The sequence below is a fragment of the Lacticaseibacillus sp. 22 genome (assembly GCF_055413445.1).
In genome coordinates this window covers 137817-163397 of sequence record NZ_JBVAYD010000001.1, presented here as the reverse complement: position 1 = coordinate 163397, position 25581 = coordinate 137817, and the positions used below count along the sequence as shown (strand labels likewise).

Sequence of the window (25581 nt, the reverse complement as noted above, 5' to 3'; positions counted from 1 at the left end):
ATTAATCCTTCCAGTTTTTGTCGATAAACGCCTGCCGCTGCGCATGCTCCATTGCATACCGCCGCGGATTCTTGGCATAAAATTGCTGGTGCTCCGGTTCGGCAGGATAAAATGGCTTCGCTGCCTCGATTTTAGTCACAATCGGATCAGAAAACCGACCACTGGCTTCCAACGCCGCTTTTGAAGCTTCAGCAGCCTGTCGTTGTGCTTCATCCTTGACGAAAATAACCGGTCGATAGTTATCGCCGCGGTCCTGAAATTGCCCCATTGCATCGGTTGGATCGGTTTGTTGCCAGTAAATATTCAAAAGTGACGGATAATCGATCACATCCGCATCAAACGTGATTTCCACGGCTTCCGTGTGACCCGTGGTATGCGAAGAAACCTGTTCATAGGTAGGATTGGCAACATGGCCACCGGTATAACCGGAAACCACATTCAAAATCCCGGGTTGCTCCTCGAAAGGCTCAACCATGCACCAAAAGCAGCCGCCTGCAAAAATAGCCGTTTCTTTTTTCATTATTGTTTCAACTTCTTTCTAATGGTCACTCTTCATCAGGCAAATAAACCGCAAATTCAAGATCATCATTGGTCAGATCCAACTTGTTTGCCTTAAGGGTCATGCCATTTTGGAGTTTAAATTGGGTCAATTTTAGCACAACCGTACCAGCCTTACTATCTAGACTTACCCACTTTGGAATTTTATAACTGTTGCCAATATAGCTCATGACAAAACTGATTGGTACTGGCAATGCGCCGATATTCAGGTTCTTGGCTTTAAGCAAAACATCACCATTCTTCAACACAAGCGGATCAAATGTTAACTGGAACTTAACGGCATTCCCTAGAAATTTGAACGATCCACTTAACGCTGCTTCATTGGTTCCCAAAGTGACGGCATATTTGATCTTGCTGTCCTTCAGGTATGATTTCAGATAATGCGCCATAATTCGATTGGCGCTGTTTTTGGTTACTTTGACGGTAAATACCGGGTCTTTGGATGTCATGGTCGTTTGGGGGGTCGAGTTGATCTTGACTGGCATCAGTGCGGTCTTCGTAAACCAGATCCCGGTTCCAAGCAATAGCCCGACCAAAATAAGAAATAACCATTTCCACCAATTAATTCCGGTTCTCACCGCCTTTTGTTTAGCCGCATTTCTTTGAAGCGATCGTTTCTTTGCCTGCATCTTCTTACTCCCACGCTTTCTTAGTTGCTTTCATTTGCTTCATGAGCTGTTTCGTCATCTGCCCATAACCGGCATTATTAGGGTGAAAATGATCCTGTGAAAAGATCAGCGGATTGCCATCACCGGAAGTCGCTTCTTTAAGCGCTTCTTTAGCGGATGCCTTGTTTGCTGCTGTTTCGCCATTGGATAACACACTGTCGATATCCACATAATACGTGCGATCAAATTGCTGCAAGGTCTTTTGCGTTGCTTGGTTCCAGGCCTTCACACTATTCGTCATCGCCGTCATCTTCGGGAAATAAACATAAAATGGGTTATAGATGCCAAAAACATAAATGGGTGCAGTTGGATTTTCTTTGCGAATCGTTGTCAGTAATGTTGCCAGCCGTTTTTGAAATGCAACACTACCAGCCGTCACCTGCTTTTCCGACAACGTCAAAAAATGCTTTTGCAAGACGTGCATTAAATCATTGCCCCCGGCTGTCACCGTAATAATATTGGCCCGTTTTAAGTCTGCCCGGATTTTAGGCTGCTTATTGACGCGAGTGAGAATCTGCCCACTGGTATTGCCACTGACGCCATAGTTCTTCGTGGTGACTTGATATTGCCCGGTTGCCTCCAGCTCACCTTTAGTCAGTCCGACAAAGCCACCATTATTAGTCGCATCTCCAACGCCATAAGTCAATGAATCGCCGAGTGCCGTCAACTGCAAATGTTTGGGGGTGTTGGCAACAACTTTCACTTCACTTGGCGAACTGACTGGTCCGAATAATTGCCATCCACCAAACGCGAGCAGACAAGCGAGCAGCAAGACACCGCAGGAAATAAAGAAATTTTTTAATGTACGCATGTTGCCTCCCATAAATACATGAATAACAAGTTATAATATATTATTTTACTTGAGGTCTCGTGAATAAACAAAGGTTGCTGCTTTAGTGTTTCTCCGCTAGTCGCATCAGGTTCAGCAGCTGTATTTTTCGAGCGAACAATCGCAACCCTATCACCGGTTCCCGACTCATAGGTGAGGCATTACTTCAGGCAATCGTCACCCAAATACCATTGTCATTAAAAAAAGCCGACGCTGACGCCGGCCGGTTAAATTTATTTTAAAATTAATCAGTGTAATAAGTGATGGCAAAGGCACCGGGTCCGGTATGCGTTGCGATGACCGGATCGGTTGGTCGAACCAGAATCGGAACGTTGGGCAAGACTTCTGCTAATCGCCGCCCGATATCCTCACCGATTTCTTTAGCACCTGCCGTTGATACGCCAATACTTTGAATATCGGTCAGCTTGGCCATTTTGCTGATAGTTTCGGTCACGAAATTATTAATCGTCTTCATGCCGCGTCCTTTACGCAAGGCCTTCAGTTCGCCATGTTCCATTTGCAAAACAACTTTAATATTCAAGAATGACGAAATCAAGCCAGAAACGCGACTGAGCCGGCCGCCTTTGACTAAATTATCTAAGTTAGTCACGCCCAACACTAAGATAGTATGGTCACGAATTTGCTTGAGCTTATCAAGAATCGTTGGCATGTCTTTACCTGCCTCGGCCATTTCTGCGGCTGCCAACACCTGAAATGCCATTGAGCGATCGGTAAATTGCGAATCAATGACGGTCACATCGCCTTTTACCAGCTGAGCCGCCTGTCGTGCCGAATTTACCGTGCCACTGATGGTTTCTGTCATGTGAATTGACAATACTTGGCTGCCGTCTGCCGTTAGTTTATCGAAAACATCGGTAAACGTACCGATCGCCGGTTGCGAGGTCTTAGGCAGATTTTGCGCTGCTGCCATCTCGTCCATAAAGTCTTCCCGCGTAATGGTTTCACCATCAATATAAACCGTATTGTCAATCATAATGGTCAACGGAACAACCGTAATATTGTGTTGGCTGATTTCTTCTGGAGTCAGCTGAACGGAAGAATCCGTGACGATCTTGATATTTGCCATGTCTGAGCCACGCTTTCTGTTAGGTTCGTCTATCGTGATTATTATAGCAAACTACTTAAACAATGTCAGTACACATCACCTAGTTGTCATAACTAGATTTAGTTGTATTGTAAAACGCAACATGCTAAACTTTTAATAAACAGGTAGCAGCCAAACGATCGAGTTCCTGATTTAAGCGATGCTGTGGTTGCAAGCCTGCCAGCTTCCCCACCCATACAAATGTTCATCAGGAGGTAAACAATGCGCGTGTCAAAATCAAGTCATTATGAATTTAACAATGAAATGTTTAGCGCCATCACCCATGCGTTTGCACTTGGCTTAGCCGTAACCGGCACCATTGCGTTAGGCATTAAAGGCGTCAATAGCGGCAGTCAGGTTGAACTTTTCAGTCTTATCGGTTTTGGCGTTTCGCTCATGTTACTTTACACCGCCTCGACTGCTTTTCATGGTTTTTATTTTAGCAAGGCGCGCCATGTTTTGCAGGTACTTGATCATTCAGGTGTCTTCATTCTGATTGCCGGTTCTTACCTGCCATATTGTTTGGTCGCTATTGGCGGGAAACTTGGCATTGGTCTGCTAATCGCCATCTGGGCATTATGTCTTGGCGGCATTGCCTACAAACTTTTCTTTCTGAATCGCTTCAAGCATCTGGAAACGATGATCTACGTTGTCCTCGGCTGGCTTTGCTTAGTCGGCATGGTTCCATTGTGGCATCATTTGGGCCCAGTCGGTTTTTGGCTGCTAGTCGCCGGTGGTGTGGCCTATACAGGCGGAGCGATGCTTTATCTGCAAAAAGGCATCCCTTACATCCACGTTATCTGGCACCTCTTTGTGATTCTCGGCAGCCTGTGCATGTACTTATCGATTTATTTCTATCTGTAAAATAATTAATTAAAATAAACGACAAAAAAATCGCCTCTTCTGTACGAGAGACGATTTTTTAAGTGCACGCAAATATGCGTCTTAACTCACAACCGCACCAGCTGGCAACCACCAATTCCGGTCATCGGCTTCTGCTTAAGCCTTCTTTTGCCAAACCTCATAAGTGTGCGTCAGCGCCGGATTGGTATCTTCAACGGTGCGGCTGGAGACTTTGGTAAAATCATCCCAGTTTAATGGAATCATTTTCGTGTCGCCTTCAAAACTGCCAGCCAACCGTGTCACCAGTAACGTATCGACATCATCTCTAAACGCCGTAAAGACCTGCGCACCACCAGCAATGACCAGTTCCTGATCGGGATGCTGCTTAGCATAAGCAAAAACCGCCGCAACATCATGCACGACCACGGCACCTGGCGCTTGATAGTCTTCCTGATGAGTCAAAACAACATTGGTTCGCTCAGGTAAAGGACGTTTAGGAAAACTTTCATAGGTGCGCCGACCAACGACCATGATCTTACCAACTGTCTGCGCCCGGAAATAATGTAAATCATCAGGTAAATGCCATGGCAAATGACCATCTTTGCCAATTAAGCCATCGCGATCCTGTGCCCATAAAAATGCGGTCATTCGAGACCCCTCCTTTGAGTATGCAATCCAAAGCCGAACAAAATGGCGCCTGTTGTGTCATTGGTAAACCTGACAAAGCAATCAGACACTTGTTATGACTTGCCGTCTTCTAGCGATTAAACGGCAACCGGTGCCTTAATGGCCGGATAAGGATCGTAATTAAGCAACTTAATATCCTTCATGTCAAAGTCGAAAATATCATGTTTATCCGGATTCAACTGTAAAGTCGGTGCCGGCCGCGGCGTGCGACTGAGCTGCTCTTTAATTTGGTCAAGATGATTGACGTAAAGATGCGCATCGCCGAATGTATGAATGAATTCGCCAACTTCAAGGCCACATTCATGCGCGACCAGATGCGTTAACAACGCATAGGACGCGATATTAAACGGGACGCCAAGAAAAATGTCAGCCGAACGTTGGTACAACTGCAAAGACAGCTTGCCATCATTGACATAAAACTGATAGAGCGTGTGACAAGGCGGTAGCGCCATTGTCGGGACATCTTCCGGATTCCATGCCGACACGATGAGCCGTCGTGAATAGGGATGCGTTTTGATTTGCTCAATAACGTCCCCCAACTGGTCGATCGTGTCACCCTTGCTCGTATGCCAAGCCCTCCATTGGGATCCATAAACCAAGCCAAGATCACCATATTTGGCTGCAAAAGCATCATCATGAAGCACCCGGTCATCGAATTTAGCCATTTCTTCATGATAAACTGCCGCGAATTCCGGATCCTTTTGGCTGCGATGTCCAAAGTCAGTCATGTCCGGGCCGCGATATTCATCACTCTTCACCCATTTTTCAAACGCCCACTCATCCCAAATGTGATTCTTGTGTTGGAGTAAGAACCGAATGTTGGTATCACCGTGTAAAAACCACAACAACTCACTCTTAATAAGGCCGAATGGTACTTTTTTGGTCGTCAGTAATGGAAAGCCCTTGCTAAGGTCGAAACGCATTTGGTGACCGAAAATACTGTAAGTTCCTGTATGGGTCCGATCAGGCTTGAAGTGGCCTTCATCAAGAACTTTTTTTGCAAGATCAAGATATGGCTGTTCTAACATTGTCTGCTCTGCTCCTTTACCGTTCACTACTTGACACATATTGATCCAACTCGGCGAATCGATCGAACTTCTGGTCAATATCCTGATTAATCGCATCAAGCTGTGCCTGCAGATCGCCCAGCTTCACGTAATCCTCACCATTGACCTGCGCCATTTCTGCTTTAACCTTGGCCAACTGCTCGTCTAATTCATCAAGTTCTTGTTGGAGCTTATCATACTCTATCTGCTCAGCATATGTCAGCTTTGACTTCTGTTTTGGCGCCGCTTTTTTTGCCGGTGCTTTTGGCTTGGCCGAGGCTGAGTCTGTTTTTGATGCAGCGGACTGCGGTTTTTGTTTTGCCAGATAATCGGAAAATTCACCCACGGCGCGTTCAATTCGGCCATTACCATCAAAAATAAGCAGCTGATCCGCAACTTTATCAAGAAAGTAACGATCGTGTGACACGGTGATCACGGTGCCGGAAAAATGATCAAGATAATCTTCCAAAACGGTCAAGGTGGCGATGTCCAAGTCGTTGGTCGGCTCATCCAACAGTAAAACGTTGGGTTGGCGCATTAATACCTGTAGTAAATATAGGCGCCGTTTTTCGCCTCCTGATAAGCGGCCAATCAAAGTGCCGTGCATACTGCGAGGAAATAGAAATTGCTCCAGCATCTGAGTCACCGAAACGCGCTGCCCATCTGCCTGCACGACTTCTTCGCCCACTTCTTGCAAGTAGGTGATGATCCGCTTTTTTGGATCCAGATTCGTATTAAGCTGCGTATAGTAACCTAACCGAACTGTCTCCCCCAATTCAATGGTGCCGCTATCAAGCGCTTGTTTACCTGCAATAATATTGAGCAAGGTTGACTTACCAGCACCATTTTGACCGGTAATGCCGATGCGGGTATTCGGCTGCACCAGCCAATCAAAATGATTTAAGATGACCTGCTGATCAAATCGCAAGCTCGCATCATGCATTTCAATAACCTTCTTGCCTAGTCTGGTACTTGCGATTTGAATCGGATCCAGCTGCTGGTCAGGTGCCGGTGCTTCGTCTTTTGCTTTTTGTAGCGCCTTGAACCGATTAATACGGGCCTGTTGTTTCGTTGATCGTGCCTGGGCACCAGCATGCATCCATGCCAGTTCCTGGCGATAAAGTTGTGCCTGCTTATGCCCAGCCGACTTTTCGGCTTCCAGTTGTTCTGCTTTTTTGGCGACATACGCTTGGTAATTGCCTTGATACTGGAAAAGCCGACCGCGGTCTAATTCGAAAATACGATTGGTTACGCGATCCAGAAAATAACGGTCGTGAGTCACAACGACCAAGGCGCCGCGATAATGACTCAAATAATTTTCCAGCCAGGCAATAGAGTCAAAATCAAGGTGGTTCGTGGGCTCGTCTAACAATAACAAATCCGGCGACTCGATTAATACCTGGGCAAGACCGACCCGCTTTTGTTGGCCGCCAGATAAACTGCCGACCCGTGCCGTTAAGTCGCCGATGTGCAATTGCGTGAGGATCGTTTTAATATCGGTTTCCGCCGACCACGCATCTTCTTGCGTCATTTTGGCATCGGCCTTGGTGTAGGCATCGGTTTTTGCTTGATTTAACGGATCCTTTGTATAGGCAGCCAAAGCGCGTTCATATTGGCGAATTGCTTGAAAAACCGGTGAATCACCATGATAGATTGCATCCATAATCGGTAAGTCGGGATCAAGCTCCGGAATCTGTGCGAGATAGCTGATGCGATACTGCTTTGGGGTCTTAATCGTACCGGCATCAACCGATTCCATCCCGGCTAAAGACCGGATGAGCGTCGTTTTCCCGGTACCATTCACCCCAATCAAACCGATTCGCTCGCCTTCGTTAATCAAAAAGTCGATTTGATTGAATAATTGCTTATCACCATAAGCCTTGCTCAGGCCCTGTGCTGTTAGCGTCTGCATGTCGTCCCTCATTTCCTGTCGTTGTCCATCTTAGCAAGAAGCAAGGCACAAGAAAAGGGGCGCGTGATCAGTCGTAAGCGGTCAATCGCTCGTACTGGAATCAGACGCCCCTGATATTGATGAAATAATTAAAGTTTAGCAGGCCGCTTTAAATTCGCGGATATTCATCATCCACGGTATGCTGAGCATCAATCACAATGTAAAGGTGGCCATTTTTGGCAAGCTTGCTCGTTTGATATTCATTATCGAGCCCGCTTGGATCTTTTTGCTTGAACGGAAAATAAATCTGAACCTGCTTTTTGGTCTGATCATCAAAAACCAGATCCATCTTTTCAATGTCCTGATACTTTGTTGCGCGCCCAAACATCCCCATTTCCAGTGAGCCGGTGTTAATATCACTGGACTTAACGTGGTCGGCTTCAGGCAAGATCTCGACCTTAAAGCTCTTGCATGGATGAATTTCTTGAATCTGGCCACCGTGAATCCGGCCGTAACTGGTCGTCACCCGACTGATCCAGACATCTGCCAATTCATCATGTTGCACCGTCCATTCGTCACCATTACGAAAATGAAAAACTAACTGTTCAAAAACATGTTCTGCCATTGGAAATCCCCCTTCGCCATCAAGTCAGAGCAACAATCAACCGGATACTTTCACGCGCATTACGGCTAATATGGTCGCCCTTCATGATGTTGTTGAATGTGCTTACATGCCTATCATAACACACTTACGACGGTTCTCGAGACATTTCAATAGCTGCAGCTAACAACTTTTTTGAATCATTCGGCAAGCTGCCATCAACCACGCGGTACTCAATTTGATGCAAAATCTTGCCCATCGCCGGCCCCGGGCGTACGCCAGCTTGAATTAAATCACGCCCAGTCAGTGCTAAGGTTTTTTTGGAATGGATCGGCAACGCTTCATAAGCAGTCGTCAGCGATGCCGGGACAAACTGGTGATCCATCAATGCGGCGACTTCACTGACCACGGCCACGGCTGCTGATCCGGCGCTGTAGAGATCCCAAGCAGTCGGAGTCGGCATTTTCCGCAACAAGGTCACGGCTTGGTCAACTAAACCCATCAAGTCATTGGATTGCTTCCACGCAGGCAAAAACGATTCCGGCGCGACTTTAAGCATGAAGATCAACGCCGTCCAGCCACTGGCAATACTTGTGAACGCTTGATTTGGCAATTCACTAAATTGCTGCAATGCTGCTTGATGAGGCGCTAGCTTGGGTGCATAGGCAAACAGGTGCGTATCAAGAAAGTCTTGCATCCCGGCACGCCGGTCAATGCCAACCAAAAGCCGGTTGAATTCTGCAGCAATCCGTTCGACTGAAATATGCTTCAATAATGGTGCATTAGCGGCAATCGCGGCTTTAGTCGTCGCTTCAATATGAAACCCGAGTTGACTTTCAAACCGGACGGCACGCATCATTCGCAAGGCATCCTCATGAAACCGTTCATGCGGGTCGCCAACAGCGCGCAATTGGCGATTTTTTAAATCCGTTAACCCGTCAAATAAGTCAATAATCGTCCCATCATGGCGCACTGCTAAGGCATTAATGGTAAAGTCGCGGCGCTTCAAATCTTCAGCTAACGAGCGTACAAATGTCACATGATCCGGCCGGCGAAAATCTTGGTAAGCCGATTCGGTCCGAAACGTTGTCACCTCATAGCCAGTGCCATGATCCAGAACCATCACCGTGCCATGTTCAATGCCAGTATCCACGGTACGCTTAAAAATCCGCTTGATTTCTTCAGGATACGCGGAACTGGCAATATCAACGTCATGAATCGGCAGTCCCAATAAAGCATCTCGCACACTGCCACCCACAAAATAGGCTTCATATCCGGCTGCTTCGATTTTTTTCAAGATCGGGATCGCTGCTTTAAAATCTGGCTGGTTTAAATCTAATTGCATCAAATTCTCCTCTTACTTTCGTCCGGCACCTCCCCTTAATCATACCGAAAAATAAAATCTCTGTTAAAATGAGCTTAAAATCTTTTCAGGGAGGCATCTCATGTCACGTAACACGCGAATCGGACTGGATCTTTTAGTGATCACTTTGGGCTGTGCGCTTTACGGCTTTGGACTCGTGTATATCAATATTGCCAATCACCTAGCAGAAGGTGGCGTCACCGGGATCACTCTGCTGATTCGTTACTGGTGGGGTCTGGATCCGGCTTATAGCACGGTTTTGTTGAATATTCCCTTGCTGATTGTGGGCTACAAATTTTTGGGCAAGCGTGCTTTAGCCTACACCATCTATGGAACTTTGATGTTATCTGCTTGGTTGTGGATTTGGCAACGGGTGCCCTTAAGCATTGATATTCACCATGACTTGTTTATATCCGGGGTTTTAGCCGGGCTTTTTGGCGGCTTTGGTAGTGGGATTATTTATCGACATGGCGGAACCACTGGAGGTACCGATGTCGTTGCCCGCATCCTTGAGCAGCAAACCGGCGTGCCAATGGGGCGAACGCTGCTCATATTCGATGCCATTGTCTTGACCGTTTCCCTGACATACTTAAACATTGAGCTCATGATGTACACGCTGCTTGGCGCCTACGTTTTCTCGCGCATCGTCAACTTTACGCTTGATGGTGCCTATGCTGCCAAGGGTGTCTTAGTCGTATCGGACCACAGCCAGGCAATTGCCACGGCGATTATGGACGAGCTTGAACGCGGAACGACCTTTTTGCATGCAGAAGGCGGCTTTGCCCATGACCGCAAGCAAGTCGTTTACGCCGTGGTGGCTTCCAGCGAAATTGCCCACACAAAACGGCTGATTGAAGCCATTGATCCGCGTGCTTTTATTAGCATTCTGGATGTCCATGAAGCACTGGGTGAAGGGTTCACTTATCAAAAGAAACGCCGACGCCTTTTATTCGGCCATTAACCTAAGACCGAAACCGGATCACGTCTCATCATTAAGATCGTCCAACCGCATTTGCATCTCATCATCAGTCGGTACCAGTTTAAGATAACGAACCAGCGCTGCCTTTAGCTCGGCACGGGCTCCGGTTGACTGGAAGAAATCAATTAAATCATGTAGAAAGTCCGGCGAATCCTGGAAACGGTTAAACGCTAACAGGTAATTTTCCCGGGCTTTTTTGACGTTATCCAGCCGATCGTAGCTTTTGGCCATATTCCAGTAGATTTGCGGATCAACATCGCCGGATTGATCAATGCGACTAAGAAAATCAATGTTCTCCTGATCACGTTCTTCTTGCACCAGAAAATTACTCCATGCCAACATATTGCCTTGATCTTCAGGATCGATCTTCAATGCTTTTTGTAAATATGTTTCCGCTAAATCAGGATTGTCCTCACTAAGCGCTAGTTTGCCGCCTAACGCGTACAAGTCCGGATTCGTATCATCAACCATAACCCCGGCCTGAACCGTATCCAGGGCCTTCTCAGGCTGGTTCTGTGCCTCATAGGCAGTTGCTAAGGGTAAATAGGCATTGGCATAACTCGGATCGGTATCAATCACTGCCTGCAAATTCGCAATAGCCTTAGCCGGATCGTGCAGCTGCAGGTACAAACCACCTAGTTCAAACCGGCCATTCAGATCCAATGCGTCAACGCCAACGTCTTCATACGCAGCAACGGCATCTTCATATTGACCGGTTTGAGCCAAGCTGGCGGCAAGCCGCGCTTCGACATTCACACCGGCCAGTTCTTTTGTACCCCCAGCAAGCAATTCGTTGTAAGCCGCGATTGCCTGACCAAAATGTCCCCAGTCAAAATAAAATTCGCCTAGTGCAAACGTCACAACCGGCTCTTTGGGGGCCAGTCGCTTCGCTGTTAGTAACTTCTGTTCGCTAACCTCATACAATCCCAACGACTGATAAACATCAGCCGCACTGATGAGGCTTTGAACATAAGCGGGATCATCCGGCTGAATCCGACTGAGATAATTTAAAGCCGCATCGGCATCACCGTCAGAAACCGCGATATCAGCCAAGGCGGTCGCTAAATCCCCTTGCTCCGGGTAACGGCCCAGCAAGCCCTGGTACAAACGCTTAGCCTGACCGTTGAATCCCAGTGCGTAAAGTTCTTCGGCCAGATTGTATTGGGTTTCGTCATCGTCATGCGCCAGAACCTGCGTAAACAGTTGGCGCGCTGTTTCCATTTGTCCCGCCTCGAGTGCATCCAGCATCTTTTTTGCGTAACTCATAGCTGCCTCCGTGACTTAATAATTAAATATGAACGCTATCTAGTGTAAGTCTAACACGCGTCTGACGATTTTGAATGCTCCTGATGACCATCACCGGAAACGGCTTTCGCCAAAACGCGCAAAAACCGAGTCCGTTAAGACTCGGTTTTTGGTGTTACTTCATTGTTGCCTCAGAAAACCGTTTATTTAACGGCATCCTTAAGTGCTTTACCAGGCTTGAATGCTGGTACCTTGGATGCTGGGATCTTGATCTCTGCACCAGTTTGTGGGTTGCGACCCTTACGAGCAGCGCGCTCACGAACCTCGAAGTTACCAAAGCCGATTAATTGAACCTTGTCACCCTTTGAAAGGGAATCTTGGATAGAACCGAAAACTGCATCAACAGCAGCGGTTGCATCCTTCTTGGTCAAACCGGTTGCACTTGCAACACTTTCGATCAATTCTGCTTTGTTTGCCATGAATATTTCACCTCCATAATTGATTAGATGCGTGAACATCTAAACATGCTCATTCCTGACCGCTCAGGAATGAAGAAACAATGATAATTATGTATCATCATTTCAGGTTTAAACATAGCATAGCAAGCCCGTTGTGACAAGGTTTTTGCCAAACTTTTTGGCTGAGATCCTTGAAACCTTTATCGAAAATCACGATTTATTAAATGAAAAGTCATTGTCAGAAATTGTCAAATTTATTTACGTTTACGCGCAATAACATGAATCGGCGTGCCGGAAAAGTCAAATGCCTGCCGTAACTGGTTTATGAGGAAACGCTCATAAGAAAAATGCAATAAATCGGGATCATTCACAAAAACCACGAATGTAGGCGGTTTGACGGCCACTTGCGTCATATAATAAATACGCAAACGCTTCCCATTGACTGTCGGTGTTGGGGTAACAGTAATGGCATCCATTAAGACATCATTTAAAACACTGCTTTGAATTCGCCGGGTTTGATTTTCTGAAACCTCGACAATCATGGCCGGAAGACTCTGTAAACGCTGATGTGTCTTCGCAGAAACAAAAATAATCGGGGCGTAGTCTAGATATTGGAACTCCTGACGAATTAAGTTCTCAAAGTCTTTCATGGTGCGATTATCTTTTTCAAGTGTGTCCCATTTATTGACGACAATAATAATGCCGCGCCCGGCTTCATGGGCATAACCGGCCACTTTTTTATCCTGTTCCCGAATGCCTTCTTCTGCATTGATCACGAATAACACCACATCCGAACGATCAATGGCCCGTAACGCGCGCATCACCGCGTATTTTTCGGTATTTTCGTACACCTTGCCACGCTTACGAATGCCGGCAGTATCAATCATCGTAAAAGTTTCACCGTCAGCTTCGAATTTAGTATCAATGGCATCTCGTGTCGTTCCCTCGATCGGGCTGACAATAACCCGATTTTCTCCCAGAATCGCATTTACCAACGAGGACTTTCCGACGTTGGGCCGGCCAATCAAACTGAATTTGATTGAATCATCCTCGTCCGCACTGGCTTCGTTAGGAAACGCCGCTAGGACTGCATCCAAAACATCACCTAAGCCAATACCATGCGTACCTGAAAGCGGTAGCGGCTCGCCAAAACCCAAGGAATAAAAATCATAAATGTCTTGGCGGCGTTCAGGGTTATCAACCTTGTTCACGGCTAAAACGACCGGCTTATTGGCCCGATAAAGAATCTGGGCAACTCGTTCATCTGCGTCAGTCACGCCTGCTTCAATACTGGTCAAAAATAAAATGACATCGGCTTCGTCAATCGCAATTTCTGCTTGATCTTTGATTTGCGCTAAAAAAGGTTCATCACCGAGATCAATACCACCAGTATCAATCACCGCAAATTCCTTTCCTAGCCATTCGCTTTTGCCATAAATTCGGTCACGCGTGACGCCGGGAGTATCTTCAACAATTGAGACCCGTTCACCAAGAATTCGATTAAAAATTGTCGATTTACCGACATTGGGACGTCCGACAATAGCAAGTGTTGGTAAGACCATATATCACGGCCTCCTTTCTTTAACCAAGTTTGTTATTGGTAGCTTAACATGATCTAGTTCACTCACTGCCAGTATATAAATTATAAACAGCAGCGTTAGCATAAAAAAAGTTGAGCCAAGGCTCAACTTTTTAACGGATGGTAAAATCACTTGTTATCATCCTGATCATCGTTACCTTTAGCGGCATCTTTCAACGCATCACCAAGGATATCGCCGAGTGAGAAGCCAGAATCATCTTGCTGATATTCAGCAGGGATCGAGCTTGACTGATGGCGATCGTTACCACGACGAGGACGGGATGAACGCCGACGTTCCTGATTGCCGTTATTGCCGCCTTCGTGACCCTCAGACGCATCGCTGGAACCAGCTGGACGATCCTGCAAGGCTTTGATGGACAATGCCAGACGATGAGCATCCGGATCAACCGAAAGCACCTTGACCTTAACTTCTTGGCCTTCTTTCAAAACATCCGCCGGGGTCGCAACATGTTCATGGGAAATCTGGGAAATATGAACAAGTCCTTCAACCCCAGGGAATACTTCGACAAAAGCACCAAAAGTTGTCAAACGCTTAACGGTACCGGTTAAAACCGAGCCAGCAGGCGCTTTTTCTTCGATGTCATCCCATGGTTGTGGCAAGGTTGCCTTGATCGAAAGGGAAATACGGTTACGGTCAGGGTCAACATTCAAAACCTTAACCTTAATCTCTTGTCCCACTTTCAAAACATCACTTGGCTTATCAACATGGTCAAATGAAATTTCAGAAACATGAACCAAACCATCAACACCGCCAAGATCAACAAAGGCACCAAAGTTGGTCAAACGAGCAACCTTGCCTTCAACAACATCACCAGGCTGAATTTTTGCAAAGATTTCTTTGCGTGCTTCGGCTTTGCTTGCTTCAACAATTGCCCGATGTGAAAGAATCAAACGGTTTTCACTAGGTTCAATTTCAATAATCTTAAATTCAAGCTCTTTGCCCTTGTATTGATTGAGGTCTTCAACGAAGTGGTCTTCAACCATGGATGCCGGAACGAATCCACGGACACCTGCGTTAACAACCAAACCACCTTTAACCACACTGGTAACCGGTGCGGTAATGGTTTCGCCGGCTTCGTATTTAGCTTGGATTTCTTTCCAAACCTTCTGTGCTTCCAGACGGCGCTTGGACAGTAGGAACTGACCATTTTCTTTATCTTTGCCAACCGTTGAAAGCACAACTAAATCAAGTTTGTCGCCAACTTTGGCAACATCGTGAATGTCATCGATTGGCTGAGTTGATAACTCCTTGATCGGGACCACGCCTTCAACGCCTGTTCCTTCGATCCCAACGATCAATTGTTTATCTTCAACAGCAAGGACATCTGCTTTAACAGTGTCACCAATCTTTACTGTGGTGACACTCTTAAGGGCGTCCGCCATTGTTTCGGTGTTCTCATTAACGTTATTATCACTCATGCCAAAAAATCCTCCTATGCAGCTGTATACTGGATCTATTGTACTTGAAAACGAATCAAATTACCAGCGCTTATTTTGCTCTGGTCAATCTGCCTGCTTCTTTTCTGCAACCAATGCTAATATCTTCGCGACAACTTCTTCAATTGTCATACGCGTTGTGTCGATACGAATGGCATCGGCAGCTTGACGTAACGGTGAAACCTTCCGCTGGGAATCTTTGCGGTCACGCTCAGCAATTTCCGCTTCCAGCGTGGCAAGTGGCGTTTTAATTCCCTTTTGAACGTTTTCCTTGTAGCGACGGTTTGCGCGTTCCGACACCGAAGCCACCATAAAGATTTTCAACGCCGCATGCGGTAAGACGGTTGTTCCAATATCGCGGCCATCCATCACAATATCATGTTTTGCAGCAATATCCCGCTGCCGCTCAACCAATTCAGTTCGGACACCTGGCAAAGCAGCAACTTGAGAAACATTATTTGTCACGTCCGGTTCACGAATTGCCAACGTCACATCTTCATCATTCATAAAAACACGTTGTTCTGGATCGCCAGGCGCAAACCGGATCTGCAGCTGACTCAAATGCTGTAAAATGGTCGTTTCATCATCCAATGGCAACTGATCTTTAAGCGCCATATAAGTAACAGTCCGATACATCGCACCGGTATCGCAATAAATATAACCTAATTTTTTTGCCACAAGTTTCGCGATCGTACTTTTGCCGGCACTTGCAGGGCCGTCAATCGCAATCTGCATGAACTTCCTCCACAACACACAACCCTGTTCATCGATTTAACTATCCGAACAGGGCCGTGTCACTATTATTTCACTTTTAAAACGGTTCCCGGTGTGATTCCGGAGTTGGCACTAAGACCGTTTAACTGTAACAACTCGTCCAACGTCATGTTGTGGTTAACCGCAATCCGATAAAGATTGTCGCCTGACTTGACCGTATAGGAGTTGCCAGCCGTACTGGCCTGACTTGGTGCTGCTGACGCGCTTGCCTGCTCCTGGTTTTGGGAGGCGCTGGGTGCTTGACTAACCTTTGAGCTCGCTTGCGCAGATGTTGCCTGTTGGCTACTTGAGGCTTCCTTTGCAGAAGTCTTAGAAGTCTTAGACGTTTTGGAAGACTTGGCGGATTTCTTGGTCTTGGATGAATGACTGGTCTTTTTGGCGCTTTGAATCACAACCTTGTCATTTGACAGGTTGCCACCGCTGCTTCCTTGATTATCCATGACTTTATAATAAATAATCGGTGCTAAAACTGCCAATATCAGCAAAATAGCCAATATCCAAGTCAGCTTCGAACTACCTTGCCGCTTCTTACGGGTGGCGACTCGGCTTAAATTGCCCTGATCGTCACGGTCGTCATCGAAAAGGGTTTCCCAAGGCTTATTGGCATCCTCACCCTGATGTTGTTCTTGATCCGCGTTATCATGTTGGTTTTTATCTTTTTCCGCCATCACGATCCTCCTCACTACATGGATTTATTGTATCATATTGAACCGGATCAAGACGCCGCTTATCTAAAGATTTGCCTAAAAACTGCCTGCCAGTGCTTAGGCGGAAGCTGTGCCGATACATTCGCTGTCTCTAACTTCTCTAGCACTTCCGCCGTCACCGGCCCGCAACAAAAGGCATGATGTGAAATGGACGGTGAATCAAAGTGCTTGAGTAACAGTGCACGGCGACAACCTGATTCATTGACAAATGCGGCCATGGCCATAAAACTTGTTTGCTTTTCTGCTAGCCGATGCTGCAATTGTTGTTGCGTTTGTGCCAGCGAAAAACCAGCTGCAATATAGGCTTCGATCAGATTTATCTGAGGATCGTCGAAATCGCGATAAATATCAGGATGGGCAAAAACTGTCTGGATCATCGTCTGATCCGGCAACATCCCCGCCAGTCCCCGGCTTCGATTCAAGTCATCTTGCGTCACAATCATTGCAGCCAGACTCGCGGCTCCGTCTCGCCCTGCCCGACCGATTGCCTGATAATAGGCTTCAAGCGACTCGGGTACATATAAATGAACCACTAAGCGCACATTAGCCTTATCTATCCCCATACCAAATGCGCTCGTAGCACAGATGACTTGCAGTTGATCAAATTGAAATTGACGTTGAATCAAATCACGTTGATGTGAATCCAACCCGGCATGGTAAAAAGCGGCTTTCAATCCCGCGTTCTTTAACACCGTTGCCAAGTTTTCCGCTGCTGCCCTAGTGGCACAATAAATAATCGTTGGTCCGACATTGGCTTGCAAGAGTTGAACTAGGCGCTGATGCTTCTCCTGTTCATTTTGACACATCTCAACGCCCAGAAAAATATTAGGCCGATCAACTGAATCCGCAATTGTATTCGGATTTTGCATTGCCAGTTGGTTTAAAATATCGCTGCGGACTTGATTCGGTGCAGTTGCCGTTAACGCTAAAACGGCATCCACATGTAACTGCGCCCTAACTCGCCCCAGTTGTAAATAGGCAGGACGAAAATCCGGTCCCCACTGTGAAATACAATGTGCCTCATCAATTACCAGCAGCCCAAGATCTAGCTGCTTCAACGCAGACATAACATCGGTTCGCTGTAGCATTTCAGGGGAAATAAACAGATAGCGATAAACGTTCAAATACGCTAAAATCTGAGCAAAGTGGGGCGGCGCAATTTGCCCGGATAATGCCAAAACGCGTTTTTCGCCCGCTGCCTGCAGCCTTCCCACTTGATCATGCATCAATGCAATCAGTGGTTCGACAATTAAAGTCGGTTTATGGTTAATTAAGGTCGGCAATTGATAGCAAAGTGATTTGCCGCTGCCGGTGGGTAAAATGCCTAAGGTGTCACGCCCACTAAGAACAGATTCGATAATGGCTTTTTGTCCAGGACGAAACTGTTTAAAGCCAAAATGCTGCGCCAAGGCCGTTTCAAGTTGCGACACGCGACCATCTCCCTTGCAATTTCAAGATTTGAAACAAGCGTACCTGAAAGAAATCAGTGGCTGGAACCGTATCCAATAAGACTTGATGATCTTGCCACTGATCGATCTGATCCAATGCTTGATGGATCGGTTGCGGAATCAATTCTTCGACCGGAAGCGACTCTCCCATGATAGCCGCCAGCAGCAAATGCTCTTTCACGGTACTCAGTTTACGGTGACTTTTACTTGCAATCGCCTTTAAGCCAACACCGGCTTGGACTTGCTGTAAACTATAACGTGCCGGACGCGTCACCAGATCTTGCGGGCCGCCCCATAGCTCGTACCACGGATTGCCTTCATCCTTAATTGCCGCAATCTCGTTAACTAAGGCTGCCAAAGCATTGATGCGGCTGAAATGTGCGCTTAAAGTAGGTGGTTGCGCTTGACCAGCATAATCGTGACCAATTAGATTAGCCGCTAGTATGTCAGCTAACTGCGGCGGCAACCGTTCAAAAAGCGCAATCAAATCCGCAATCGCAGACTCGATATTCAGTTGGCGATACCAGCGTTTAACCGCTTGCTGATTCGCCCAATCGGTACTAATCGGACGATATGCCTGTGAGTGGTAACTGGCTTCTGACAAAACCTGAATGGCCAAAAAGAACCGCGGCGCAAATTTTGCCAGGTGCATCCACGGCTGATAGTAGGTCGGTAATGGCACCCGTTTTGCCGCTTGACGCTGAAACTGTTGGCCTTTTGCGGTTAACACCAACCCGGTTTCTGTCGTTGTTAACTGACCATGCATTTTTAACTGCGCCACTGCCTGTAAAAACAACTCTTTAGACAGGCTTGGATAAAGCTGCAACCATTGCAATTGCTGGTGGGTTAAAGCGGCATAGAGATTTGAAATGGTTTTCTTACCGGCTAACAGGCCGAATACAGCTCGCTCTCGCCGTGGCTGGGTATCAAAAAATTGAATGGCCAAGTCTGTCAACAAGCCAGTCACCTCTTTTTCATTGATTATTGTATACTTGGGTGTGGTTAAACTGAAAATTATAAAGGAGTCCTCTATTAACATGGCATTATATGGCAGAGTGGAACGTCCCGAATGCATTGCTTGTGGACTGTGTCAAATGTTGGCACCAGCCTTGTTTGACTATGACGAAGCCGGTATTGCTTATTATAAGCCTGATCGCAACACTGGCACAAAGCCACTGGATGATCATGCAAAAATTGATTTTCGGCTTGCGTATCAGCGTTGCCCGACACATGCCATCAAACGCAGTGACCACCCGTTTAACACGGCTCCGTTTACGCCAACAAAAGCGGAATAATCAAGCGTAACCGGCCAGCCAAATTAGACCGCTATCGATAAATTACGCATTGATTCCTGTTAACGTTTATGTCGCTAACATTTTCAGGCAAACAAAAAGCATCCGCGCAAGTTGGATGCTTTTTGCTTGTCTAAGTGAACCGATCAGTCAAATGAAAACCGGAACAGCTTTTAATGGCTCATTTGCATTTCCTGACGTGCTAACCATGGAGCCAGTGCCTTTGCAATTGCAAAGAAGGCAACTGAAATGACGACGCCTTTGATTAAGTTAAATGGCACAACCCCAATTAGAACATATTTAGTCAAAGACATCCCTAAATTGAAATTGAAGACAGCCATATACATCGGGGTGATCACCAGCCAGTTCAGCACGCTCATCACAACTGTCAAACTCAAGGTCCCTAAAACCAGCCCTTCAATCTGCCGCCAAATCCGATGCTTACCGCGAATCGTATAAACGACTGGTAACAAGAAGCCGACACTGGCAATAAAGGCGGCCAAATCACCAATCAGGTTAACAACACCACCGCCAGTTAAAGCGAAGTGAACCAAGCTCCGAACAAACGCAACAGCAATCCCGCCAACAGGACCGTAAAGTAATCCCCCTAAAAGAACAACCAAGTCAGACAAATCCAACTTTAAAAAGGGAAATGCCGGAATAATCGGGAATGAAAACATCATCAGCACATACCCGATTGCCGCCAAAAGTGCAATGCCCACCAAACGATGAACCTTAGAACGACTTGCCATAAAACATTACCTCCGTGAGGCCGTCTTCCGGAACTTAAAAAGACCTATTCCTCCTTCAGGGGGGAATAGGTCTTTGATTGAATACAGATTCAAAAAAGCCCCATCTTCTTCCATCTAGACTATCACTATCGGTACCGGAATCACACCGGTTCCACCGCAAAAAGCGGGTCGCGGACTTTATACCGCCGGTCGGGAATTACACCCTGCCCTGAAGACGAACCAAATTATTTAATTACAATCACACTGTAGCAAACAACCCTCACAAATTCAAGCATTTACCTTGAATGCGTTAACAATTAATGTGCTTCTTCTTGCTCACCGGTTAATTGACGAAGATCATGAAGCTCCTGAGGTTTGATTGGCCGGTGTTCCCCTGGCTGCAATCCGGCCAAGGTCAGATTACCATAAGCTTCACGAGAAAGTTTGATCACTGGAAAACCAACTGCTTTAAACATCTTTTTTACCTGATGATTCATACCTTGGTGAATGGTTAAGGCCACAATTGCGGTTTTCTTAGCCTTATCAGTTGATAAAATTTCGACCTTTGCCGGTGCCGTCATTTTACCATCAATTGAAACACCGGTCTTAAGTGGTGCTAGCGCCGGTCGGTTAGGGATTCCTTCAACCTTGGCAACATATTTCTTTTCCAGGGCATAGCGCGGATGCATGAGATGGTTGGCCAATTCGCCATCATTGGTCATGACTAGCAAACCGCTCGTATCGTAATCCAGTCGGCCTACTGGATAAAGACGTTCCTGAACGTCCTCGAAATAATCAGTCACAACTTTGCGCCCTTTATTATCTTCGACAGCACTAATAACGCCACGTGGTTTATAGAACAGGAAATAGCGCTTGGCTTCCTTCCCGATTGGCACCCCATCTACTTCAACGGTATCATGCGGTCCGATCTTGATGCCCATTTCTGTCGTAACGTGACCGTTAACTTTAACGTGGCCAGATGCGATGAGTGTTTCTGCATGTCGCCGTGATGCAATACCGGCGTTGGCAATGACTTTTTGCAGTCGTTCATTTTTGGTTGTCATGTTGTTGGTTTTGCTCCATTTTCTTATCATCTTCAGCCATTTGTGACTGATCATCATCGCGAAATGCCGTAAAGAGATCGACTTCTCCTGTATCTTCAGGTGCATCGGCTAGTGGCGGCAAGTCGGCCAATTGATTGAGGCCAAAATAATCCAGGAAAAACTGGGTGGTGGCATATAGAATCGGACGCCCCGGTGCTTCTTTGCGCCCTGCTTCTTTAATCAGTTGTCGCGATGCTAAGGTTGTAAGCGCACCGGAGCTCTGAACGCCGCGAATTTCATCGATTTCTATCCGGGTAATCGGTTGCTGATACGCAATAATGGCCAACACTTCCAATGCTGCCTGGGATAGACCAGCAGCGGGTGGCCCCGCAAAATATTTTTTAATCGCGGATACAAAGGCCGGTTTGGTCAGCAGGTAATATCGATCGGCAAACTGTTGTACTTGTAATCCGCGCTGGTCGTCTGCGGCCAATCGTTGCTGATACGCCTCCAGTTGTTGGCGCATGGCACTTTCACTGATTTCCAAGATACTGGCAAGTTCGCCAAGCGTCACACCGCTTTCGCCAGCCGTATATAAGATTGCCTCTAATACCGGCTCCATCAAGCAGCCTCCTTCAATGTCACCGTAATCGGATCAAATGGCGCATCTTGTTCGCAAATCACCTGATCATTCTTCATTAGTTCCAACAAAGCCAAAAAAGTCGTCACGACCTGTTCCACCGAGTTGACTGCTAATAAATCCGCAAATAAACACTGACCATCTTGTTGCAAGGCACGCAAAACTTCACCGATGCGTTTTTCTACCGAGACCGGTTCCGTTTCGATGTGGGCAATCGTTTGCCGCGCTGCCTGTTGGGCCTTCATGACCCGCGCCATCGCCGCTTGAAGATCAATTAGTTTGACCGTTCCTGGAGCAAGCGGGACCGCCATCTTTTCATCCGGCAAAGTTGTTGGCTTGGCAAAAGCCTGGGCACGCTTGGCTTCACGTTGCTTTAAATCCTTTGCCGCTTCCTGATACACCTGATAAGTCAACAACTGCGCCACTAAGTCAGCTCGCGGATCAGTCGGCTCATCTGGCGCGGTTGTTTCCGGTTCCGGTTGTGGCAACAATAGCCGGCTTTTTAAGACCATCAAATTAGCGGCCATGACAAAATAATCGCCGGCCACGTCCAGTGCTAAATCCTGCATTTGGTGCAGGTAGTCAAGGTACTGGGTGGTGATCTCGGCGATTGGAATATCATAAATATCGACTTCGTTAGTCCGAATCAAATGCCAAAGCAAATCCAACGGCCCGGAGAAATCATTCAGCACGAGTGTCAGTGCCATGGTCATCCTCTTTTCGAAACTTGTTAAAAGCAGCTATCAACGATGCGTGTTCCAATGCACCCATCAGTTTCTTATCTGGAAAAAGCTTTGTTAATTCTGCCAATGCGGCAAATGCGGTGGCCTCATCACGGAAGTTTGGCGAGAAGCTCAAGTGCCGCACCAAAACAAAATCGGCACTTAATTCAACACCGACCACACCGACAAAATCATGATGATGTTTATACAAATACAACGCATGGGAATCATCTTCAGTGTACATCTTAAGTTCAGTCTTCAGATGCCCGACATCTTTGAGATCCGGGATAAAGGATAAAAGTCCCATCGCGATTTTCTCATAGTCGTTTTTATATTTAACCAGCATATTTGCCTCCAAAAGATACTCTCCAGACACTCTATCATAGAAACGAGACCGGGGCAATGTGAACTAAATTGGACTATGCCATGGGAATAGCGGTTGGCTACCTGCCGTTGTGCTTAGATTTAAACTTTAGTCACCTTCCGCAAAGCAACAAAAGATCTGGCCCGTAACGTCTCAACGGTTGTCGGTTACGGTTAGCCACGAGGATGGGTTTTATGATAAACCGCCACTAGATGCTGATTACTCAGATGTGTATAGATTTGGGTGGTACTAATATCACTATGCCCCAGTAACTCCTGAACCACCCGTAAATCGGCGCCATTTTCCAACAGGCGCGTGGCAAAACTGTGCCGTAACGTATGCGGTGTTACGTCCTTTTCAATGCCAACACTTGCAATATAGGCTTTCAGATTCTTCCAAATTGCTTGACGGGTGAGCGCATGACCATGAAAGTTGACGAACACTGCCTTGGGTTGCTGGTGTTTGATCAAACGCGGACGGGATTCCTGCAAATAACGGTTAACCCAATCGGCTGCTTGGGGACTGATTGGAACCAGTCGCTCCTTATCGCCCTTTCCGGTAACCTGAAGCAAGTTCATTGCTAAATGTAACTGATCCAATCGCAATCCCACAACTTCCGATACCCGCAAGCCAGTCGCATACATCAGCTCAAAAATAGCGCGATCACGCAATCCCAACGGCTTAGTGGTATCCGGCTTTGCCATCAAAGCATCAATTTCTGTCCCTGATAACGTGGCCGGTAAATGTTGTGCTTTTTTCGGAGTATCAATTTTGGTCATCGGGTCAGATTTAATGGCACCTTCGCGTAACAAGAACCGGTAAAACTTGCGTAACGCCGAAATCATTCGACTGACTGATGCAGGCGCTTTGGTATCATTTTGATGCTTTAAGAACGCCTGAATAACCCCAAAATCTTCGGGAAAAGTTGTTTGCTTTTGGTCGCTTAACCACGCCATAAAGGTGGTTAAATCCTGCTGATAGCTGACCTGCGTTGTTCGGGCCAGCCCGCGCTCAACATCCAGATAATGAATAAAATCAGCAATCAACCCATGCATACTATGCCTCCTGAGATGGTTGACTATTCGAATCTAATAAAACCGTGTAACCGGCTTCTTCTTTGATCAAGCCGGCCTTCAGTAAATGACCTAATGCTCGCTTAAATGCGCCTTTGCTGATGCCAAAAACCTGCTTGATGACAGCTGGATCACTTTTATCGGTATAGGCAATCTTGCCTGCCGGATCATGTTGCAAAACGGCTAAAATCATAGCAGCATCGTCACCAATCGCTTGATAAGCACGCGGCTTTAATGACAGGTTCAATTCGCCTTGGTCACTCACGCCAATGACGCGGGCATGCAGGACCTGTCCTAGCCGTGGTTCAACATCGCGCTCACTTGGATGAATAAAACCAAGATAAAAGTCATCTGTCAATACCCGGGTTCCTGCCATTTTCAAACGATAGGCAGTTGCCGTGACATCAGCATTCATTTGATCCGGTTTCGCACGATTGGCAACGGCACGAATAATCGTTTCATCAGCTAGGTTCCCCCACAACCGATCCTTCTTATCAATTGTCAGCGCGATCATGAGACGATCGCCGCGCTGAGGCCATAAACGACTTAATTCCGGCAGCTGATCTTCACTGACCACGATATCCTTATCCGGTAACCCGATATCGACAAAGACGCCTAAATCTCGGCGAACTTCAACAACCGGAGCAAAAGCGTAGTGATCGCGCCCCACCTTAGGCAACTTGGTCGTCAATCGCGCCTGGCCATGTTTATTTTCATACGCAAGGCCCTTAAGTTGACTACCGATTTCTGGTAATGTCGGCAATTCAAGCCGGTCGATTGCTAAAGTTACACCCTCATATTGGGCAAACACTTCTTTTCCATTGTGATCCGTCACTTGTGCGGTGACGACTTGACCATTAAATTTCATTTTTTTGCTCCTTCACATGTTAACAACACCGTCTTAACGACCCGGTAAGAGATTAAAAACGGTTAAAATTACATAGGTCATACCACTTGCAATCACCGGACCGGCGGCAATCCCTTTTAAGAAAACAACTCCCAGAATCGTACCAAAAACCAAAGCAACCGTCATCTCCGGACTTACCGCCAACAAGCCGACACCTTTGGCAGACAATACCGCCACTAATACCCCACAGCCAATTGCAATCCACCCTGCAGGACTTTTAATGACATGCAGTAGTTCCTTAAAGCCAATTTCACCGGTTGCGATGGGTACCATGATTGCGGCCGATATAACCGTCACGCCCCAATTGATCCCCTGACTTTGCAATAACTTGAGTAAATGTTGCGTTTGCGGAATTAATTTTAACACCATGACAACGGCCACACCGATGACGAGGCTTTTATTTTTACCAATGAGTGCAATAGCAAGAATCGCTAGTAAAAACAGCCAACTTTCCATGGCTATCTTCCTCCAATCATTTGCCGATTTCCTTCATCGGCTGAAATTATATTTTTATCCGATCAAGCACGCTGGGTCTTATTATATGCTATCCCAATCACACTGACGAGCCTG

At 46.6% G+C, this 25581-nt stretch carries 28 protein-coding genes and 1 riboswitch; of the genes, 3 read left to right on the top strand and 25 right to left on the bottom strand.

The features are described 5' to 3' along the window. Position 1: 1 nt before the first annotated feature. The 4 genes from msrA to ACWP87_RS00715 form a co-directional block, all read right to left on the bottom strand. On the bottom strand, positions 2-520 hold the full coding sequence (gene msrA / locus ACWP87_RS00730; RefSeq protein ID WP_014569637.1) for a peptide-methionine (S)-S-oxide reductase MsrA: 519 nt from the start codon (positions 518-520) through the stop codon (positions 2-4). Between the two features lie 25 nt (positions 521-545). Next, the gene (locus tag ACWP87_RS00725; RefSeq protein ID WP_014569636.1) at positions 546-1187 is read right to left on the bottom strand and encodes a YpmS family protein; all 642 of its coding nucleotides are present in this window, start codon (positions 1185-1187) and stop codon (positions 546-548) included. 4 nt (positions 1188-1191) lie between these two features. Beyond that, entirely contained in the window at positions 1192-2037 is an 846-nt protein-coding gene (locus tag ACWP87_RS00720) for an SGNH/GDSL hydrolase family protein (RefSeq protein ID WP_005686405.1), read from the bottom strand. 262 nt (positions 2038-2299) lie between these two features. Then, entirely contained in the window at positions 2300-3142 is an 843-nt protein-coding gene (locus tag ACWP87_RS00715; RefSeq protein ID WP_005686408.1) for a DegV family protein, read from the bottom strand. Positions 3143-3382: 240 nt separating this feature from the next. Between ACWP87_RS00715 and trhA the strand changes: the two genes are divergently transcribed. Next, the gene (gene trhA, locus ACWP87_RS00710; protein ID WP_005686412.1) at positions 3383-4024 is read left to right on the top strand and encodes a PAQR family membrane homeostasis protein TrhA; all 642 of its coding nucleotides are present in this window, start codon (positions 3383-3385) and stop codon (positions 4022-4024) included. A gap of 135 nt (positions 4025-4159) precedes the next feature. Here trhA and ACWP87_RS00705 read toward each other — a convergent pair whose 3' ends face one another. From ACWP87_RS00705 to ACWP87_RS00685, 5 genes are all read right to left on the bottom strand, one after another. Then, positions 4160-4651, bottom strand: a complete 492-nt coding sequence (locus tag ACWP87_RS00705; RefSeq protein ID WP_014569635.1) for a dihydrofolate reductase — start codon at positions 4649-4651, stop codon at positions 4160-4162. Between the two features lie 116 nt (positions 4652-4767). Continuing rightward, complete coding sequence (locus tag ACWP87_RS00700; RefSeq protein WP_005686416.1) at positions 4768-5718, bottom strand: thymidylate synthase; 951 nt, start codon at positions 5716-5718, stop codon at positions 4768-4770. Positions 5719-5734: 16 nt separating this feature from the next. After that, positions 5735-7648, bottom strand: a complete 1914-nt coding sequence (locus tag ACWP87_RS00695) for an ABC-F family ATP-binding cassette domain-containing protein (RefSeq protein ID WP_014569634.1) — start codon at positions 7646-7648, stop codon at positions 5735-5737. A gap of 148 nt (positions 7649-7796) precedes the next feature. Then, on the bottom strand, positions 7797-8252 hold the full coding sequence (locus ACWP87_RS00690) for a hypothetical protein (protein WP_005686420.1): 456 nt from the start codon (positions 8250-8252) through the stop codon (positions 7797-7799). A 124-nt stretch (positions 8253-8376) separates the two neighbouring features. Further along, the gene (locus ACWP87_RS00685) at positions 8377-9573 is read right to left on the bottom strand and encodes a CCA tRNA nucleotidyltransferase (protein ID WP_014569633.1); all 1197 of its coding nucleotides are present in this window, start codon (positions 9571-9573) and stop codon (positions 8377-8379) included. Positions 9574-9673: 100 nt separating this feature from the next. On the opposite strand from ACWP87_RS00685, the gene ACWP87_RS00680 reads away from it, so the two are divergent. Continuing rightward, positions 9674-10552, top strand: coding sequence for a YitT family protein (locus ACWP87_RS00680; protein ID WP_005686424.1), 879 nt, complete (start codon positions 9674-9676; stop codon positions 10550-10552). Between the two features lie 18 nt (positions 10553-10570). Here ACWP87_RS00680 and ACWP87_RS00675 read toward each other — a convergent pair whose 3' ends face one another. From ACWP87_RS00675 to ACWP87_RS00640, 8 genes are all read right to left on the bottom strand, one after another. Next, entirely contained in the window at positions 10571-11836 is a 1266-nt protein-coding gene (locus tag ACWP87_RS00675) for a tetratricopeptide repeat protein (protein ID WP_014569632.1), read from the bottom strand. 182 nt (positions 11837-12018) lie between these two features. Then, positions 12019-12294, bottom strand: a complete 276-nt coding sequence (locus tag ACWP87_RS00670) for an HU family DNA-binding protein (protein ID WP_005686429.1) — start codon at positions 12292-12294, stop codon at positions 12019-12021. 233 nt (positions 12295-12527) lie between these two features. Continuing rightward, a complete protein-coding gene (der, locus tag ACWP87_RS00665) occupies positions 12528-13835 on the bottom strand; it encodes a ribosome biogenesis GTPase Der (RefSeq protein ID WP_005686431.1) in 1308 nt (435 codons plus the stop codon). 146 nt (positions 13836-13981) lie between these two features. Then, on the bottom strand, positions 13982-15292 hold the full coding sequence (gene rpsA, locus ACWP87_RS00660; protein WP_005686432.1) for a 30S ribosomal protein S1: 1311 nt from the start codon (positions 15290-15292) through the stop codon (positions 13982-13984). Between the two features lie 84 nt (positions 15293-15376). After that, a complete protein-coding gene (gene cmk / locus ACWP87_RS00655) occupies positions 15377-16045 on the bottom strand; it encodes a (d)CMP kinase (RefSeq protein ID WP_014569631.1) in 669 nt (222 codons plus the stop codon). A gap of 65 nt (positions 16046-16110) precedes the next feature. Continuing rightward, positions 16111-16752: a LysM peptidoglycan-binding domain-containing protein gene (locus ACWP87_RS00650; RefSeq protein WP_014569630.1), complete on the bottom strand. Its 642-nt coding sequence runs from the start codon at positions 16750-16752 to the stop codon at positions 16111-16113. A 59-nt stretch (positions 16753-16811) separates the two neighbouring features. Continuing rightward, a complete protein-coding gene (locus tag ACWP87_RS00645; protein ID WP_014569629.1) occupies positions 16812-18221 on the bottom strand; it encodes a RecQ family ATP-dependent DNA helicase in 1410 nt (469 codons plus the stop codon). After that, on the bottom strand, positions 18208-19197 hold the full coding sequence (locus ACWP87_RS00640) for a YpbB family protein (protein ID WP_005713853.1): 990 nt from the start codon (positions 19195-19197) through the stop codon (positions 18208-18210). The genes ACWP87_RS00645 and ACWP87_RS00640 overlap by 14 nt, the downstream gene beginning before the upstream one ends. A 79-nt stretch (positions 19198-19276) precedes the next feature. Between ACWP87_RS00640 and ACWP87_RS00635 the strand changes: the two genes are divergently transcribed. Beyond that, entirely contained in the window at positions 19277-19534 is a 258-nt protein-coding gene (locus ACWP87_RS00635; protein WP_005689273.1) for a ferredoxin, read from the top strand. Between the two features lie 170 nt (positions 19535-19704). On the opposite strand, the gene ACWP87_RS00630 is transcribed toward ACWP87_RS00635, so the two are convergent. The 8 genes from ACWP87_RS00630 to ACWP87_RS00595 all read right to left on the bottom strand — a co-directional run bounded on the left by ACWP87_RS00630 (position 19705) and on the right by ACWP87_RS00595 (position 25467). Further along, complete coding sequence (locus ACWP87_RS00630) at positions 19705-20283, bottom strand: ECF transporter S component (protein WP_005686444.1); 579 nt, start codon at positions 20281-20283, stop codon at positions 19705-19707. Between the two features lie 98 nt (positions 20284-20381). Next, positions 20382-20503, bottom strand: a riboswitch (FMN riboswitch). A 76-nt stretch (positions 20504-20579) separates the two neighbouring features. Continuing rightward, positions 20580-21326: a pseudouridine synthase gene (locus ACWP87_RS00625; RefSeq protein ID WP_005686446.1), complete on the bottom strand. Its 747-nt coding sequence runs from the start codon at positions 21324-21326 to the stop codon at positions 20580-20582. Then, positions 21310-21927, bottom strand: coding sequence for an SMC-Scp complex subunit ScpB (gene scpB / locus ACWP87_RS00620; protein WP_014569628.1), 618 nt, complete (start codon positions 21925-21927; stop codon positions 21310-21312). Before scpB ends, ACWP87_RS00625 begins: the two co-directional genes overlap by 17 nt. Continuing rightward, a complete protein-coding gene (locus ACWP87_RS00615; RefSeq protein WP_005689268.1) occupies positions 21927-22652 on the bottom strand; it encodes a segregation and condensation protein A in 726 nt (241 codons plus the stop codon). The genes scpB and ACWP87_RS00615 overlap by 1 nt, the downstream gene beginning before the upstream one ends. After that, the gene (locus ACWP87_RS00610) at positions 22627-23013 is read right to left on the bottom strand and encodes a hypothetical protein (RefSeq protein ID WP_005686453.1); all 387 of its coding nucleotides are present in this window, start codon (positions 23011-23013) and stop codon (positions 22627-22629) included. The genes ACWP87_RS00615 and ACWP87_RS00610 overlap by 26 nt, the downstream gene beginning before the upstream one ends. Positions 23014-23204: 191 nt before the next feature. Further along, positions 23205-24086: a site-specific tyrosine recombinase XerD gene (xerD, locus tag ACWP87_RS00605; RefSeq protein WP_005686455.1), complete on the bottom strand. Its 882-nt coding sequence runs from the start codon at positions 24084-24086 to the stop codon at positions 23205-23207. A 1-nt stretch (position 24087) separates the two neighbouring features. Further along, positions 24088-24972 carry a CvfB family protein gene (locus ACWP87_RS00600; RefSeq protein WP_014569627.1) on the bottom strand — a complete coding sequence of 295 codons (885 nt, stop codon included), beginning with the start codon at positions 24970-24972 and terminating at the stop codon, positions 24088-24090. 33 nt (positions 24973-25005) lie between these two features. After that, on the bottom strand, positions 25006-25467 hold the full coding sequence (locus ACWP87_RS00595; protein ID WP_005710606.1) for a DUF441 domain-containing protein: 462 nt from the start codon (positions 25465-25467) through the stop codon (positions 25006-25008). Positions 25468-25581: the final 114 nt, after the last annotated feature.